The sequence below is a fragment of the Phocaeicola sp. genome (assembly GCF_057861905.1).
In genome coordinates, this window is the sequence record NZ_DBMACV010000023.1 from 15658 (window position 1) to 33815 (window position 18158).

Consider the following 18158-nt stretch of genomic DNA (forward strand, 5'->3'; position numbering starts at 1 on the left):
TTAAAGTTTCTTTTAAGGGTTTCCTGAAGAAAAGGGTAAAATTGAAAACAGACTCTTGAAAGCTCGCATAATTACATTCTTTTATTATAAAGCTTATTGTAATTGTGCGGGCTTATTTAATAAATTTTTGATTCCCTTCTGTATTAGTTGAATGATGGTGAAGTATTTTCTGCCTCATATTTTTACGTAATCTTTAGTAGCACTACAGACTCAATGTTTGTAATGATTTTACTCCGAATAATTAATATATAAATATGAAAAACCTGAATTTATTTTATTCTATGGCCGGATTGAGTGCTTTGGCTGCAACAGCGTCTTCTTGCCAGCAGAATAAGTCGGAAGCAAAAAAAACTTATAATATTGTTTATATCATGACCGATGATCATACGGCTCAGATGATGAGTTGCTATGATACGCGGTATATGGAAACACCTAATCTGGACCGTATTGCTGCCGATGGGGTACGTTTTACGAATAGTTTTGTGGCTAACTCGTTGAGCGGTCCGAGTCGCGCTTGTATGATTACAGGCAAACATTCGTGTGGAAATAAATTTTATGATAATACGACCTGTGTGTTCGACAGTGCCCAACAGACTTTTCCTAAATTGCTTCAGAAAGCGGGATACCAGACAGCTCTGATAGGTAAGTGGCATTTGGAGAGTTTGCCTACCGGATTTGATTATTGGGAAATATTGCCGGGACAGGGGGATTATTATAATCCGGATTTTATTACTCAGAATAATGATACTATCCAGAAACATGGTTATATAACTAACCTGATAACAGATGATGCGATAGACTGGATGGAAAATAAACGAGATAAGGATAAACCTTTCTGCCTGATGATCCACCACAAGGCAATTCATCGTAACTGGATGGCTGATACGTGTAATTTGGCATTGTATGAAGATAAGACTTTCCCGCTTCCAGAAACATTCTTCGATGATTATGAAGGTCGTCCGGCTGCTGCCGCACAAGAAATGAGTATCGTAAAAGATATGGATATGATTTACGATCTGAAGATGCTGCGTCCAGACAAAAATTCACGTTTGAAAACATTATATGAATCATTCCTAGGACGTATGGATAAAGAGCAGAGAGCTGCTTGGGATAAATTTTACGGTCCGATTATTGAAGATTTCTATAAGAAAAATCCTCAGGGTAAAGATTTGGCAAACTGGAAGTTTCAGCGTTACATGCGTGATTACATGAAGACGGTCAAGTCGCTGGATGATAATGTAGGACGTGTATTGGATTATTTAAAAGAAAAAGGTCTGTTGGACAATACGTTGGTGGTTTATACTTCCGATCAAGGCTTTTATATGGGAGAGCATGGATGGTTTGACAAACGTTTTATGTATGAAGAATCGATGCATACACCTCTGATTATGCGTTTACCTGAAGGATTCAATCGCAGAGGAGATATTACCGAACTGGTACAGAACATTGATTATGCTCCAACGTTTTTGGAACTTGCCGGAGCAAAGGTACCGGAGGATATGCATGGAGTTTCTTTGTTGCCATTGCTGAAAGGAGAACATCCAGCCAACTGGCGTAAAGCTTTGTATTATCATTTTTATGAATATCCTGCAGAGCACATGGTAAAGCGTCATTATGGAATCCGTACTAACCGTTATAAACTGATTCATTTCTATAATGATATTGATGAATGGGAACTTTATGATTTGCAAAAGGACCCTAATGAGCTACATAATTTGTATGGTCAGAGTGACTATGATTCGATTGTCACTGACTTAAAGAAACAATTATTGGAACTGCAGGAAAAATATAATGATCCTGTACGTTTTTCTCCAGATCGTGATAAAGAATAAAAATAGAGAGATATGGTTAAGATATATTTTCAGTCGAGGAAATGGATAATGGCTTGTATTGCTGCTTTGGCACTGGGTATGGCTGGATGTCATTCTCCAAAACAACTTGAGGATGTGGTTATTGTTCCTCAGCCGTTGTCTGTTGAAAAGGGAAGCGGTTCTTTCTCTTTTAGTGGAAAGACTGTTATTGCTGTAGCTGATGATGAACAACGTATCGTGGCCGAAAACTTTGCTTCGCTATTTACTAAATCGGCGGGTTTCACTCCTAAGGTTGAAAAGGCAAAAGATGGCAATATCGTTTTTTCTATTGATCAGTCGATGAAAACAGACGCCTATGAATTACAGATAACTTCTGATAAAATAACGATAAAGGCAGCCGATGTGAAAGGCTTCTTTTATGCCTTGCAAAATATTCGTCTGATGCTTCCCCCTGCAATAGAAGGGCAGAAGCATACTGTGGAAACATGGGCTGTACCTGCTATTACTATTAAAGATAAGCCTCGTTTTGATTATCGAGGTTTTATGTTGGATGTTTCTCGCTATTTTTTACCGAAGGAAGATGTGATTCGAATGATTGATTGTATTTCTATGTTGAAAATTAATCGTTTGCATTTGCATCTCACAGATGATAATGGATGGCGTCTGGAAATAAAGAAATATCCTCGTCTGACAGAAGTCGGGGCGTGGAGGGTAGATCGTCAGAAGTTTCCTTTTCCTGATAGAAGGAATCCCAAAAAGGGAGAGCCTGCCACTGTAGGTGGATTTTATACTCAAGAAGATATGAAGGAGATTATCCGTTATGCAGCCGAACGTCAGGTGGAAATTATTCCGGAAATAGATATTCCTGCTCATTCGAATGCTGCTTTGGCTTCCTATCCGGAATATGCGTGTCCGGTTGTAAAAGATTTTATCGGGGTATTGCCTGGTCTGGGTGGAAAGAATGCTGAAATAATCTTTTGTGCGGGAAATGATAAAACCTTTACTTTCTTACAGGATATTCTTGATGAAGTGATTGCATTATTTCCTTCCCACTATATCAATTTAGGAGGGGATGAAGCCACTAAAACCAACTGGGAAAAATGTCCTTTGTGTCAGGCACGTATTCGTAAAGAACATTTAGCTGATGAAGAAGCTTTACAGGGATATTTTATGTCACGCATAGGAGATTATGTCCGTAGTAAAGGTAAGCAAGTTATGGGTTGGGATGAACTGACGAATAGTAAGTTGCCAGAAGAGGCTATTATTTTAGGTTGGCAAGGATATGGAAAGGCTGCACTGAAAGCAGCGGAACAGGGACATCGGTTTATAATGGCACCTGCCCGTATTGCTTATTTAATCAGATATCAGGGACCTCAATGGTTTGAGCCTGTTACTTATTTTGGTAATAATACATTAAAGAATTTGTTTGAGTATGAGCCTGTTCAGAGCGACTGGAAGCCTGAATACGAATCTTTGTTGATGGGAGTTCAAGCCTGCATGTGGACTGAATTTTGTAATGTACCCGAAGATGTGTTTTATATGACTTTCCCGAGATTGGCTGCTTTGGCAGAAATAGCATGGGTTCCAAAAGGGAAAAAGAACTGGAATGAATTTTTGAAAGGATTAGATAATTTCGACAAACATCTGGAGCAGAAGGGAATTATCTATGCACGTTCTATGTATAATATTCAGCATAAGGTTACACCGGAAGAATCTGGAAAATTAAAAGTGGAACTGGAATGCGAACGTCCTGATATGGAAATACATTATACGTTGGATGGTACTGAACCTATGGAAACATCTGCTGTATATGATTCTGCTTTTGTCGTTGATAAGGATGTAGAAATAAAAGCCGCCACTTTTACTAAAGGTAAACAGATGGGAAAAACGCTTATATTACCTATTCATTGGAACAAGGCTACGGCTAAACCGTTAGTGGGTGCTCCGAAAGAAATGGGAATATTAGTCAATGGCTTACGTGGAAGTCTGAAGCAGACTGATTTTGAATGGTATACGGGAGGACTATCACAACCTATTTCTTTTGTTATAGATTTGTTGAAGCCTGAAAAGATGAAACGTTTTGCAGTTGGTTGCATTACGAATTATGGTATGGCTGTACATAAGCCTCGAATGATGAAAGTAGAAGCTTCGGACGATAATAAGACATTTAAAGAAATAGGAAAGTTGACCTTTACGGATGATGAAATTTTTAAGGAAGGTAATTTTATTGAAGATTTATCGATTGAAAATGTTGATATTATCGGACGTTATATTAAATTTACACTGGAAACTCCAGGAAATTGTCCAGATAATCATGTTCGTCCGGGACAAGCGTCTAAAGTTTATCTTGATGAAGTGATGATTGAGTAATAATTTGACATATAAATAAACAGCATGAATAAAATAAACCAGTTTTTAATGGCGTGTTCATTGCTTGCCCTCCCTATTGGAGGGCAAGCTCAGCAGGATACCTCTTATTTTGTAAAGCATTTGCAGTTTTCTGGAAATGAAAGCTTGGAGCAGAAAGCTTCAATGGCGGCCCGTTTAGTTCCCTCTCCGCAGCAGTTAGCCTGGCAGCAGATGGAACTGACGGCTTTTTTGCATTTTGGAATTAATACATTTACCGGTCGTGAATGGGGGGATGGTACGGAAGATCCTTCTTTGTTTAATCCGACGGAACTGGATGCTGAGCAGTGGGTACACACCTTGAAAGAGTGTGGCTTTAGGATGGTACTGCTTACAGCCAAGCACCACGACGGTTTCTGTCTGTGGCCGACAAAGACGACATCTCATTCGGTGGCTTCTTCTCCGTGGAAGGGCGGCAAGGGTGACGTGGTGCGTGAACTTCGTGATGCATGTACCAAGTATGGCATGAAATTCGGTGTATACCTGTCTCCTTGGGACCGTAATGCTTCCTGCTACGGTAATTCTCCTGAATACAATAAATTCTTTATCGAACAGCTCACGGAATTATTGACAAATTACGGTGAGGTGAATGAGGTATGGTTCGATGGTGCAAACGGTGAAGGTCCGAACGGAAAGAAGCAGGTGTACGACTGGGATGCCTTTTATAAGACGATCCAGCGTTTGCAGCCTAAGGCTGTGATGGCGATAATGGGTGATGATGTACGTTGGGTTGGCAATGAGAAAGGTATCGGTCGTGAAACAGAATGGAGCGCAACGGTTCTTACTCCGGGTATCTATGCTCGTAGTAACGCAAATAACGAGCGGTTGAATATCACTCAGCAGGCGAAGGATTTGGGCAGTCGTAATATACTGAAGGATGCAACGGAACTTTTCTGGTATCCATCGGAAGTGGATGTATCGATTCGTCCGGGGTGGTTTTGGCATGAAGAGGAAAATGCAAAGGTGAAGAGCCTGAAAGAACTGTCGGATATTTATTTTCAGTCAGTAGGCTATAATTCGGTCCTTTTGCTGAATATACCTCCCGACCGCCGGGGTTTGCTGAACGAAGCAGATGTAGCCCGTTTAAAGGAATTTGCAGCTTACCGCCGTCAGGTCTTTTCGGATGATAAGATTCAGAACGGTAATGTTTCGTGGACTGCTTGTGCGGGTGAATCCCGTTCCTATGCTGTTCGTCCGGAGAGTCGGCTGAACGTGGTTCAGGTTCAGGAAGATATCTCGAAGGGTCAGCGTGTGGAGAAATTTACGGTTGAGGCTTACCGTAACGGTGTCTGGCAGTCATTGGGTGAAGGTACGACTATCGGCTATAAGCGCATGCTTCGTTTTTCGGACCTGACGGCCGATTCCATCCGTGTCCGCATTGATTCGTGTCGTCTTTGTGCGAATATATCGAATGTATCTGCTTATTATGCTCCAGCTCTTGCAAATCAGGCGGCAGTTGCTGACTGGAACATGCTTCCGCGCAATACGTGGAACCGGTTGTCATCTTCTCCTTTGGTGGTAGACTTGGGCAAGCAGGTCCGTCTGAAGGCTTTCACCTACGCTCCTTTGAACGGAGAAGCTAAACCGACGATGGCTTATCATTACCAGTTCTCTGTCAGTGAGGACGGAAAGGAGTGGAAGGTATTGGTATCGGATGGTGAGTTCAGTAACATCATGCATAATCCGTTGCCCCAGACCGTAAGTCTTCCGTCGGTACCGACAGCCCGTTATGTAAAGCTGGAAGCAACGACTCCGGACGATTCGGCTGCTGTCATTGAGATGGAGGAGTTGGGAGTAACTGTGGTTGATGATAAAGATGATGAAACGAAAGTATACCCTCATCCGGATGAAACATTGAAGCTTAAACCGGGTGATGCTCATCCTACCCAGAAAGGATGGCATTTTTATACCGCCCATGAGTTTTTGGATAAGTATACAAAGAAGGGACTTCCTTTAGGTTTTCAAGAGCATAAGACTAAAACGATGAGTAAGGCGGCTTGTGTGAATAATGCAAGGTGCTCTAAGGTGGAAAATGGTGTATTACATATGTGGCCAGTGGAAGAAACGGATTCAATAGATAACGGTTTCGGAAAAAACGTAAAATTTTCACATGCGGCTTATCGTTCGGTAACTTCCGGAAAACAGACTTGGTGTAAGTTTACAGAGAATATGCGAATAGAAATCCGTTTTAAACGTACAGCTGCAGAAGGGTTTAATGACGCTCTGTGGTTTATGGGAAACAAAGGACCATGGCCAAAGAATGGAGAAATTGATTTATTGGAAAATCCCAAAAAGCAAATAAATCAGCGTGCTCATTTTACTCTTCATTCAGAACACTATTATGCTGGTGTGGTAGGAGGTAAAGGAAGTGTTACCTCTAGCATTAACCTAGGGGATATGAGTCAATGGAATATTTATTGGTTGGAATGGTATCCGGACAGGATTGTGGGAGGAGTGAATGGTAAAGCTTATTTTGAACATAAAAAAGGGGCGAATGGCAACATTGATTGGCCGTGGAGTGATCTTGCCGGATTTTATCTGATATTTAGTACGGGATTATCTGTCAATCCGGAGGCATGGCCGGGAGCCGTTGATTCACAAAAATGGAGTAAGCAAAATCCTCCTTCCATGTATATTGATTGGGTACGTGTTTATGTTAACGATAATTACAATCGAGATAAAGCTCCAAAAGTAAGATATTATTAATGAAATTTTTATTTTATGAGAAATATATTTGTTTGTTTAGTGTGTGTATGGATCTGTGCTATTGGTACAGTGCATGCACAGGTTGGGTTTGCTCGGAATAAATTGTACAATATTGTACCAGTTAATCATCCGGGAAAAGTGTTGGGATATGATGCTGGTAGTCAGCGTGTGTTATTAAGTAATAGTAGTGAAACTGATAAACTGCAACAATGGAGCATTACTAATTTGTCCGGTAGTTTTCGTTTTATAAATCCTTTTGAGAATAAGGCTGTTCATGCGAAAAGCGATAAAACATTGGGAATAACTGAAAATAATGGTTCTGATGAATCTCAGTTATGGATTATAAAGAAGAATGGCAAATATTTGCAGATATTTCCTTCCAATAGTCCAGAATTGATTTTATTTTGTCGTACAAACGGGCAGTTTACATTGGCTGATAAAGCAAAGTTTTCTAATAGTCCAGAAACATATTTTTATATAAATGTCAGTAAAGCTGTGATGCCAGCAGAGGGGACTTCAGATATTTCTGTTCGTCCTAAAGTTTATTGGGAAGATGAAACAATGTTTGCAGAACATAAAGAGCCAGGTTGTGCAACTTATATTCCTTATATGACGGAAAAAGAAATGTTGTCGGATAAAGATTTTTATCGTACTCCCTGGCTATATAGTAAAAGTTCTGCTTTTCAGTTATTGAATGGAGATTGGCTCTTCCATTTTGTTTCTGAACCTTCTCAGCGTCCGGTATCTTTCTATAAAGAGGACTATGATGTTTCTAATTGGGAAACTATACCGGTTCCTTCTAATTGGGAAATGCAAGGATACGACCGTCCTATTTATGCGAATGTAGAATATCCTCACTCTAATACACCTCCTTATATTGATGCTCGGAAAGGGTTCAATGATGGTGGTGCCAATTATGGTATCAATCCAGTCGGTTCGTATGTACGTTTCTTCGATTTACCTGCCGGATGGGAAAAACAACGTACATTTATTCATTTTAGTGGAATATATAGTGCTGCATTTGTTTATTTGAATGGAGAATATGTAGGATATACGCAAGGATCGAACAATGTTGCTGAATTTGACTTGACGAAATATTTGCATACAGGTAAGAATCGCTTGGCTGTTCAGGTCTTTCGCTGGAGTGACGGTTCTTATCTGGAATGTCAGGATATGTTCCGTATGAGTGGTATCTTCCGTGATGTTTATTTGTATAATGTTCCTTTAGTAAGTGTGCGTGATCATTATATAACTTCTAAGCTGGATGCTGCTTCAGGATATACTAACGGTGAAATGCGTGTTGATTTGGCACTCGATAACCGTGACCGAATGAAAGGTGCAAAGAATTTGATTGTAAAGTTATTCGACCCGGCAGGAAAATTAGTTGCTGAGACAGAGCAGCAGGTGAACTATTCGGAAAATAAAGAAGTTATTCAGACAAAGGTAGCCTTTAAACTGAAAAATCTTCTTCCTTGGACTGCAGAAACTCCTAACTTATATACTGTGCATGTGGTTCAGCGAAACGGGGATAAAGATGAAATGGCATTTTCTACCAAGTATGGATTCCGTGACATTGCATTAAAAGGTACATTGGTCTATATTAATGGACAACGGGTATTCTTTAAAGGAACTAATCGTCATGATACACATCCTGTTTATGGACGAGCTGTAACGGTTGAATCAATGTTGCGTGATGTAACATTGATGAAGCAGAATAATATTAATACCATTCGTACTTCTCATTATCCAAATGATGCGAAGATGTATGCTATGTTCGATTATTTTGGACTTTATACAATGGATGAGGCGGATTTGGAAGATCATGCCAATCAGTCTATTAGTGATATGCCTTCTTGGATTCCTGCTTTTGTCGATCGTATTGACCGTATGATCCTCCGAGATCGCAATCATCCAAGTGTTATTTTCTGGAGTTTGGGAAATGAAGCTGGAGGAGGAAATAATTTCCAAGCTTGTTACGATGCTGCAAGACAATTAGACAACCGCCCCATACACTATGAAGGTACACGTGATGGAAAAGATTATGGCGGCAATCGCTTCAGTGACTTGTATTCGAAGATGTATCCTGGTATGAAATGGATGAATACTTACGTAAGTTCACTGGATAAACCGATGTTTATTTGTGAGTATGTTCATGCCATGGGAAATGCCATCGGTAATCTGAAGGAATATTGGGAAAGTATTGAAAGTAGTTCAGCTACTATTGGTGGAGCTATTTGGGACTGGGTAGATCAGGCTATTTATGAACCTCATGAGATAAAAAATGGTATTTATCGTTTACATACAGGCTATGATTTCCCTGGTCCTCATCAAGGTAATTTCTGTTCGAATGGAATTATTCCTGCTACTCGTGAGGAATCGCCTAAGTTGAAGGAGGTAAAGGCTGTATATCAATATGTGCATTTTGCTGATAAAGGAGTTGATTTAAAACGGAATGAAGCAAAGGTTTTGTTGAAAAATACATATGATTTTCTTTCGCTTGATAAATTCTATTTGCGTTGGCAGGTTGTGAAGGATGGTGTTTGTCTTACGCCGGATAGCATGAAACTTCCTGTTGTGATGCCTGATGATTCATTGTTGGTTACTTTAAAGTTGAAAGATATTGATTTAAAAAAGGCAGCTAAAGAAGGTGAAGAAGTTATGCTTGATTTATACGTATGTTGTACGGATACTGAAAGTTGGGCTGGTGCTGGGCATGAAGTTGCAAAACAGCAATATGAATTGTTATCTCGTTGTGGATTGCCTGAACTGAAAAAGCAGAATAGTAAAAAACTGAAATTGGATGTTTCGGATAGTGAGAATTTGCTGACAGTGAAGAATAAAAATATAGAAGCTGCGTTCAATAAGACAAATGGACAGTTGGTTTCATTGATTATGAATGGGAAACAAGTTATCAGTCAGGGTGTAGGATTTGTATACGATAATCATCGTTGGATAGAGAATGACAGATTCACAGAAACTGGTAATGGGTTGCAGGATAAAGGTACTTGTACGGTAACTGAAGATAAGGGTAACGTAATTGTTACAACAACTCGTGAAGGGAATTTGTGCAGCACTGATATTACTTATACTTTTACACAAGCTGGTGTGATGGATATGGAGGTCCTTTTCCGTCCACATACTGCTGATTTGAGACGTTGCGGATTGGTTGCAAATATTGATTCTACATTAAGTAATGTCGATTATTATGCATATGGTCCGTGGGAGAATTATAATGACCGTAAAGATGGTTGCATGGTAGGACGATATACCACAACAGTAGATGGTATGGAAGTTCCTTATATGAAACCTCAGTCTATGGGTAATCGTGAAGGCTTACGTGAGTTGACTTTACGTGATACTGATGGTAAAGGTGTGAATATTCAGACCGAAGGAAATGTTTCGTTTTCTGCTCTTTGGTATACAGATAAAGATTTGATGGACGGACAACATGCATGGGAGTTGACTAAACGTCCGTATATTGTGCTTCATTTGGATGCTGTCCATCGGGGAGTAGGTAATGCCAGCTGTGGGCAAGATGTAGATACATTGCCTATTTATCGTGTTCCACAGCAGGACACTAAGTATAAACTGCGCTTTTCTGCTTGTTCTCTGAATAAATAAGAGCATTTCAGCCAGGAGTCAAAACAGATTTTAGGAGAGTGCTAAAATAATAATCCTTTTATCTGTTTCGACTCCTGACTTTTATTGTTTGAAACCTTGGTATTAACAGAAACTATTGCAGGATAGTTTCATAAATTTTTATTTGCTATGAGAAAATTATTTGTTCTTTTAGTTGGATTTATGTCTGTCGCTGGATTAAAGGCTACAGATACTGTTTATATAAAAGCACCTCAGGTGCCGGTCTTGATAGAACGGCATGATAATGTTTTGTTCTACATGCGTCTTGACGCACGAGAAAGTAAAGTGTTAGATAATGTATCAGTAACCTTTGGAAAAAATGTACCTTTATCACAGATTAAATCTGTCAAGTTATATTATGGAGGAACAGAGGCTTTTCAGGACAGAGGGAAAAAACGTTTTGCTCCTGTTGATTATATTTCCAGTCATACTCCGGGTAAAACATTGTCAGCTAATCCTTCGTATGCTATTAAAAAGTCTGAAACTGCCCCAGAGGGAAATACCGTGTTGTTGACAGGCAATCAGAATTTATTTCCAGGTACTAATTTTTTCTGGGTTAGTATCGAAATGAACCAGGATGCTTCATTACTGACAAAGGTAACGGCTCAGATTACTCGCGTGGAAGCTGAGGGTAAGTCGTTACCTGTTAAGTGTGTATCTGCACCGGATGTTGTACGTCGAATGGGAGTAGGAGTACGTCATGCAGGAGATGATGGAGCAGCAGCTTTTCGAATACCTGGATTAGTAACAACAAATAAAGGGACTCTGTTGGGGGTATATGATGTTCGCTATAATAACAGTGTTGACTTGCAGGAGCATGTGGATGTGGGACTAAGTCGAAGTACTGATGGTGGAAAGACTTGGGAAAAAATGCGTTTGCCTTTAGCTTTCGGTGAATATGGTGGTCTTCCGTCTGCTCAAAACGGTGTGGGAGATCCTTCTATTTTAGTTGATACTAAAACAAATACAGTTTGGATTGTTGCTGCATGGACACATGGTATGGGTAATCAGCGGGCATGGTGGAGCTCGCAGCAGGGTATGGATTTAAATCATACGGCTCAGTTAGTTCTTGTAAAGAGTACAGATGATGGTAAGACTTGGTCGGAACCGATTAATATTACTGAACAGGTGAAGCGCCCGGAATGGTACTTCTTGCTTCAAGGACCGGGTAGAGGAATAACAATGAGTGATGGTACCTTGGTCTTTCCTATTCAATATATAGGTAAGGACCGTATTCCTAATGCTGGAATCATGTATAGCAAAGATGGTGGAAAAACATGGACAATTCACAATCATGCTCGTACTAATACTACCGAAGCACAAGTAGTGGAAGTGAGTCCTGGAACGCTGATGCTGAATATGAGAGATAATCGTGGTGGAAGTCGTGCCGTGTATACAACTTCTGATTTGGGTATGACATGGAAAGAACACGAATCATCGCGTACGGCACTGCCAGAACCTGTTTGTATGGCAAGTCTTATCAGTGTGAAAGCTGCTGATAATGTTCTGGGTAAGGATATCTTGGTTTTCTCTAATCCTAATACGACCAGCGCCCGTAAGGATATTACAATCAAAATAAGTCTTGATGGAGGAAATAGTTGGAGTCCGGAGCATCAGCTACTTTTGGATGAAGGAGAGAATTGGGGATATTCGTGCCTTACAATGATTGATAAGGAAACAATAGGTATTCTTTATGAAAGTAGTGCGGCACATATGACTTTCCAATGTGTAAAATTGAAGGATATTGTGAAGTGATAAATTATCTTCTATAGATATATAATAAAATCCCTTTATGGCATTAACCGGTTCAGATGGTAATGAACATAAAGGGATTTTTATTTATTTTGAAGCTCTTAAAATTTCACGCTTACCGCCCGGAGGGCCAGGAAGACGTTCTACTGTAAAACCTGCTGTTTGCAGCATACGGCGTATTACACCTTTGGCACAGTATGTTGTGAGAATTCCATTAGAAGAAAGTCGGCTGTATAGTGTATTAAAAAGTTCTTGACTCCACATTTCCGGCTGTTTTTCTGGAGCAAATGCATCGAAGTAAATAACGTCGTATTCCCCTTGAAAATCATACTTTGTGAAGTCATCCATTATTTTATGTAATGTAAAGTGTGGAGTAATCATTACATCAGTATTCCATTCGGCAGAATGTAATGCATAAAAATCGTTACTGCGTTCAGGACAAATCAATTCTGGATATTTCAAATGATGAATAATGTCGTCAGACACTGGATAACGTTCGATTGTGGTATAATGTATATTTCGTTGGCTCGAATCAGCTTCCAGAAGGGATAAAAAGGCATTCAAGCCTGTTCCAAAACCGATTTCCAATACTCGCGGGGTGGAGGACGGATGGTGTTTCAAGCCCATGTTTATAAAAATATGTTCCGACTCAGTCAATGCTCCTTTTATGGAATGATAATGTTCATCCAGTTCAGGAACGAAAAGAGTATAACTCCCGTCGGCAGTTTGTTCCAGTTTTATCATAATTTTTTGATATAAAAATAGTATCAGAAAAGACTAATGACTCCTAATGTCGCGGCTACCAGTATGGCATAGCGAGTTAACTTCCCGATAGTTATTGATAAAGTGACAATACCGATGTGTGCACGCATTAGTCCCAACACAATTAAGATAGCATCCCCTACAACGGGAAGGAAAGAAAACAATGCCATCCATGCTCCTCTTCCGTGAATGAATCGGGTAGCACGTTCCATCTGTTGAGGAGTCACTCCAAAATATTTTTCTATCCATTTCATTTTTCCGAGATGCCCTATCCAGTAACATGTTAGTCCGCCTAATACGTTACCGGCCGTTGTAGAAATTGTGGACCATATAGGATCAAGTCCTAATCCTACGCATGCAAGCAAGACAGCTTCAGAACTGAAAGGGAGTATGGTCCCTGCCAAAAAAGCTGACAGGAACATGCCAATGTACCCCCATTCGGTTAGAAGTTGAAGAAATGTATCCATAAATTAAATAAGCAAAGTACAAGCCATATTAATAGGGTTGCAATGAATAATATACGAGTAAACCGTGTAAAGGTTAGTGGAAACAGATGTCCTCCCATAAATACCATTGGAATAATAGATAGAGGTAATAATGCATCAATGTGTGAGGGCTGTATAGCAATAAGGATATTGATCCATATTCCCATAAAGAGTATGACTTGCAATAAAATGCGGGTTTGTACTTTATCCTTGTAAGCGGTTCGCAGGTAAGGTATGCTGTATATAATCCAAAGTACAACTATTGTAGCCCATAAGACGTAACGGCTGATATCTATTGTTGTATAGTCAATAGAGTCAAACTGTATAAGTCGTGAGGCTATAACGTAGAACTCTGCAGCTTGGTTAGAATATAGATAGTATCCAAACAGAAACCAGTATGGTAAGGTAAAGCCTATAATGCCGGCAAAGAATGTTTTCCCTTCGAGTGAACGAAGATTAATCATGTGGATATATAGCAATGGGGCTATCCAAGCGATACAAGGGACAATAAAACTACTTAATCCCATCCAGAAAAATGCGTGAAAGATGGGAGTTGAAGCATGCAATGATTCATAACTTTGAAATAATGAATATAGCATACATATAAAAAAAACAGGAAGTAACAGTTCTATATTCCATGTATGCAAGAAAGGTGTTGCTGCATAAAACAAGAGAAACAAAGATGCCGGAAGTGAAGTTCGGGTACGTATTAGTGCAAACTTTGTGTCAATCTCTACAAGCAGATACGTAGCAAGGCCGAAACTTAATAAAGAACCTATATTTGCCCATAGTTGTGGAGTAGATATGGTCCATAAGAATAGTGTCAGTATAGCTACTACGGGTAATGTGATACGTCCCGTTGATGCTTCATATTGGAATCTGTTTTTTGTCTGGATCATATTACGGCATGTTTCATTACAGGAAATTCACTATACAGATTACACAGGTTATTTTAGTTAATATAGAACTATTGGTATACCTATGTAATCTGTGGTGAACTATATATTATAAATCGAAGCCGATATCAGAACGGAAATATTTCTTCTCGAACGAAATTTTTCCAGCATTGGTAAATGATTGTTTTAATGCTTCTTCTTTATTGGCTCCATACGAGCTGACAGCGATGACACGTCCTCCGGCAGTGACAACCTGACCGTCTTTCAAGGCTGTTCCAGCATGGAATACAATACTGCCTCCAGCTTTTGCATCTTCGATACCTGTCATCGGATAGCCTTTTTCATAAGCTTCCGGATATCCGCCTGATACCAGCATAACACATACAGCTGAACGTGGATCAATTTCCTGTATTTTTTCATCAAGGTTGCCTGCAGCTACTCCTTCAAACAATTCTACAAGGTCGCTCTTGATACGTAGCATGACACTTTCTGTTTCTGGATCACCCATGCGGACATTGTATTCGATAACCATAGGTTCACCTTTTACATTAATCAGTCCGAAGAAAATAAAACCTTTATAGTCAATGCCTTCTGCTGCAAGACCTTCTATAGTGGGGCGAATAATGCGCTCATCTACTTTTTTCATCCAGATTTCGTCTGCAAAAGGTACAGGTGAAACCGATCCCATACCACCCGTGTTCAGGCCTTTATCTCCTTCGCCAATACGTTTGTAGTCTTTAGCCTCAGGTAGAATCTTATAATTCTTTCCGTCAGTCAGCACAAAAACAGAACATTCGATGCCGCTCAGAAACTCTTCGATGACAACTGTTGCTGAAGCGTTGCCGAACATGCCACCCAGCATTTCTTTCAACTCTTTTTTAGCTTCTTCCAGTGTCGGAACTATCAGTACACCTTTACCAGCGCATAGGCCGTCAGCTTTTAGTACATAAGGAGCTTGTAAGGTTTCGAGAAAAGCAAGACCTTCTTCCAGATTGGCAGAAGTAATGCTTTTATATCCGGCAGTTGGAATATGATGACGCTGCATGAAGCCTTTGGCAAATTCTTTACTACCTTCGAGTACGGCACCTGCTTTTGACGGACCGATTACTGGAATATTTGCTAAAGCTGCATCGTTCTTGAAGAAATCGTAGACACCTTTCACCAATGGATCTTCAGGACCTACTACTACCATGTTGATATCATTTGCTAAAACGAATTGTTTGATAGCTTCGAAATCATCAGCTTTTATAGCTACATTTTCGCCAACTTCACGTGTACCAGCATTACCCGGTGCAATGTATAACTTTTCGATTTTCGGACTTTGGGCAATTTTCCAAGCCAGTGCATGTTCTCGTCCGCCTGAGCCTAACAGTAAAAGTTTCATATTCTTATAATGTTATGATTTGTTGTCTTTATTTTATTTCAAATGATCAAGGAAGTAACGGGTAATATGCTCATGCAAATGAACGCGATCACGTCCCATCATGTTATGTCCGTCTTCAGGATAGATGAAGAAGTCAGGATGAGTACCTGCATCGATACAAGCACGCAGGAAACTGATGCTATGCTGTGGAACACAAGTCGGATCCATTCCCCCGATAATGATTTCTAAACGACCTTTCAGGTTTCCTGCTTTTAACCGCAGATTAGAACCTTTATATCCTTCAGGGTTTGTTTCTGGAGTATCCATATATCTCTCGCCGTACATCACTTCATAGAACTGCCAGTCAATAACTGGACCGCCAGCTACTCCTACCTTAAAGATATCCGGATAAGTCAGCATCAGGTTTGTTGTCATAAATCCTCCGAAGCTCCATCCATGAACACCAATCTTGTCGGCATCAACGTAGGGGAGTGACTGCAGGAACTTGGCACCTTCTACCTGGTCTTTCATTTCCTCTACTCCTAAATGGCGGAACGTACAATTTTCAAACTTGATACCTCGATTATCACTTCCGCGGTTGTCAACGGTCAGCATTACATAACCTTGTTGTGCCATGTAAAGATCCCATCCACGTGCATCGTAAAAACGAGTATTGTGTATCATCTGTGCGTGCGGACCTCCGTATACGTAAATGATAGCCGGATATTTTTTGTTCGGATCGAAGTTGACAGGCTTTATCAAACGATAATACAAATCTGTTTCTCCATCCGCTGCTTTAATTGTTCCTATAGTAATTTCAGGTAAATTATAGCCTTCTTTCAACGGATCGGTTGCAGTAAAGAGGGTTATACCTTTTTTCCCTGTTGTAGGAAGAATACTGATTTCACGTGGAACATCATTCGAAGTAAAGTAATCGATAAGATAGGTTCCACTGGCTGATAGTTTGGCCTGATGAGTACCGTCTGCTATGCCAATCAATGTACGTTTCCCATTTTTTACACTCAGACTGAATATATTAGTCTGCAAAGGAGATATTTCTGTACTTGCAATGATTATTTCCTTACGTGAAGTATTGAAGCCCAAAACATCCTGAACCAGCCAATCGCCAGTTGTAAGTGGAGTCGTTTTCAAGTATTCACAATATTGGTCTTCGTTATCCTTACCAGTCTTCCACTCACCTTTCAATTTAGTTTTTGTATCCATAAGATACAAATGATTGAAGCCATCACGTTGAGTCTGGTAAATAAATTGACTGTCATCCCAAGGTAGAAATATCAGAGGGTGCTGAGGCTCTACATAGCGTGTATGCTTTTCTTCGTAGAGTATACCAGTTCTCTTTCCGCTTACAGCATCGTACTGAACGAGCTGTGCATAGTTCTGATCACGGTTCAATTCAATTACAAATACACTCTTTTCGTCAGGACTCCAACTGATGTTGGTAAAATAACGGTCAGTAGGATCGCCGGCCTGTAAATAAATAGTCTTACCATTTTTTACATTATATATTCCGACTGTTACTTTGTGACTTGTCATGCCGGCCATTGGATACTTGTCGGGCACAAGTTCTGCAATACGGGCTGTCGTATTTACCTGTGGATAATCGGTTACCATGCTTTGGTCCATACGATAGAAAGCCAGATATGTACCTTTCGGACTCCAGAAAGTCCCCTTCATGATGCCGAACTCATTGCGATGAACGGCCTGACCATATACAACATTCTTCTCTGATTCTTGATTCTCTGCAACTTTAGAATTAACCATGCTGCTGAAGTCTCCTTCATGTGCTATATATAAATCATTTCCGATGGTATAGGCCATGTAACCATTCTCCTTACAGAAGTCAAAATTAGTCGCTCCTTCTCCTTGTATTTTGAATAGGTTGACAATTTTCTTTTTATCGAAATCATACCACACCATGTATTTCTGTCCGGGAGTACAATCATCATACTGTGTAAAAGTAATTACATTACGGTCACTCCATGGAAGTGAAGCATACATCAGGGTGCGAAGCGGTTTAATATGTCCTGTAAGTTTATAAGGCATTTCACTGTTTGTTAAAGCCTTGTTTACTTCTTCCAAAGTAACTATTATAGTTTCTTTTCCGCTTTTAGAATCTATTTTTTTGATATTTTCTATATCTGCACGTACGCATACATCTCCCCACCACTGTAAGCCTGGCAGACTTTTCGGCACAAGATTATAGTAATTGCTTCCACCCGGTATGACATCGTTAAGAGTAAAAGCTTTTTTTTCCTGGGCAGATGAGCCAGTTGCAATCATACAGAATAAAGCTATAATTTGAAAAATTCGTTTCATC

10 protein-coding genes are annotated in these 18158 nt (G+C 40.0%); 5 read left to right on the top strand and 5 right to left on the bottom strand.

Translation table 11 applies throughout. The annotated features are described in order from the left end of the window. The first annotated feature begins 254 nt into the window (after nucleotides 1-254). From ACZM60_RS06430 to ACZM60_RS06450, 5 genes are all read left to right on the top strand, one after another. Entirely contained in the window at nucleotides 255-1832 is a 1578-nt protein-coding gene (locus ACZM60_RS06430; RefSeq protein ID WP_021971633.1) for a sulfatase family protein, read from the top strand. A 78-nt stretch (nucleotides 1833-1910) separates the two neighbouring features. Beyond that, nucleotides 1911-4181 carry a glycoside hydrolase family 20 protein gene (locus ACZM60_RS06435; RefSeq protein WP_489521089.1) on the top strand — a complete coding sequence of 757 codons (2271 nt, stop codon included), beginning with the start codon at nucleotides 1911-1913 and terminating at the stop codon, nucleotides 4179-4181. 24 nt (nucleotides 4182-4205) lie between these two features. Next, nucleotides 4206-6923: an alpha-L-fucosidase gene (locus tag ACZM60_RS06440; protein WP_489521080.1), complete on the top strand. Its 2718-nt coding sequence runs from the start codon at nucleotides 4206-4208 to the stop codon at nucleotides 6921-6923. A 15-nt stretch (nucleotides 6924-6938) separates the two neighbouring features. After that, entirely contained in the window at nucleotides 6939-10544 is a 3606-nt protein-coding gene (locus ACZM60_RS06445) for a glycoside hydrolase family 2 TIM barrel-domain containing protein (protein ID WP_489521081.1), read from the top strand. A 147-nt stretch (nucleotides 10545-10691) separates the two neighbouring features. Further along, nucleotides 10692-12317 (top strand): sialidase family protein, encoded by a 1626-nt coding sequence (locus ACZM60_RS06450; protein ID WP_021970510.1) that lies wholly within the window; start codon nucleotides 10692-10694, stop codon nucleotides 12315-12317. Nucleotides 12318-12401: 84 nt separating this feature from the next. On the opposite strand, the gene mnmC2 is transcribed toward ACZM60_RS06450, so the two are convergent. From mnmC2 to ACZM60_RS06475, 5 genes are all read right to left on the bottom strand, one after another. Beyond that, nucleotides 12402-13055, bottom strand: a complete 654-nt coding sequence (gene mnmC2, locus ACZM60_RS06455; protein ID WP_489521090.1) for a tRNA (5-methylaminomethyl-2-thiouridine)(34)-methyltransferase MnmC2 — start codon at nucleotides 13053-13055, stop codon at nucleotides 12402-12404. Nucleotides 13056-13081: 26 nt separating this feature from the next. Next, entirely contained in the window at nucleotides 13082-13543 is a 462-nt protein-coding gene (locus tag ACZM60_RS06460; protein ID WP_489521082.1) for a YqaA family protein, read from the bottom strand. Continuing rightward, complete coding sequence (locus ACZM60_RS06465; protein ID WP_340318613.1) at nucleotides 13519-14460, bottom strand: hypothetical protein; 942 nt, start codon at nucleotides 14458-14460, stop codon at nucleotides 13519-13521. Before ACZM60_RS06465 ends, ACZM60_RS06460 begins: the two co-directional genes overlap by 25 nt. Nucleotides 14461-14566: 106 nt before the next feature. Next, a complete protein-coding gene (gene purD / locus ACZM60_RS06470) occupies nucleotides 14567-15841 on the bottom strand; it encodes a phosphoribosylamine--glycine ligase (RefSeq protein ID WP_489521083.1) in 1275 nt (424 codons plus the stop codon). A gap of 33 nt (nucleotides 15842-15874) precedes the next feature. Further along, nucleotides 15875-18157, bottom strand: a complete 2283-nt coding sequence (locus ACZM60_RS06475) for a S9 family peptidase (protein ID WP_489521084.1) — start codon at nucleotides 18155-18157, stop codon at nucleotides 15875-15877. Nucleotide 18158 lies beyond the last annotated feature (1 nt).

Excerpts from the sequence above, each read along its gene's own strand:
- ACZM60_RS06430 (WP_021971633.1), top strand. The coding sequence starts at position 255 with ATGAAAAACCTGAATTTATTTTATTCTATGGCCGGATTGAGTGCTTTG.
- ACZM60_RS06435 (WP_489521089.1), top strand. The coding sequence starts at position 1,911 with ATGGCTGGATGTCATTCTCCAAAACAACTTGAGGATGTGGTTATTGTT.
- ACZM60_RS06440 (WP_489521080.1), top strand. The coding sequence starts at position 4,206 with ATGAATAAAATAAACCAGTTTTTAATGGCGTGTTCATTGCTTGCCCTC.
- ACZM60_RS06445 (WP_489521081.1), top strand. The coding sequence starts at position 6,939 with ATGAGAAATATATTTGTTTGTTTAGTGTGTGTATGGATCTGTGCTATT.
- ACZM60_RS06450 (WP_021970510.1), top strand. The coding sequence starts at position 10,692 with ATGAGAAAATTATTTGTTCTTTTAGTTGGATTTATGTCTGTCGCTGGA.
- ACZM60_RS06460 (WP_489521082.1), bottom strand. The coding sequence starts at position 13,543 with ATGGATACATTTCTTCAACTTCTAACCGAATGGGGGTACATTGGCATG.
- ACZM60_RS06465 (WP_340318613.1), bottom strand. The coding sequence starts at position 14,460 with ATGATCCAGACAAAAAACAGATTCCAATATGAAGCATCAACGGGACGT.
- purD (WP_489521083.1), bottom strand. The coding sequence starts at position 15,841 with ATGAAACTTTTACTGTTAGGCTCAGGCGGACGAGAACATGCACTGGCT.
- ACZM60_RS06475 (WP_489521084.1), bottom strand. The coding sequence starts at position 18,157 with ATGAAACGAATTTTTCAAATTATAGCTTTATTCTGTATGATTGCAACT.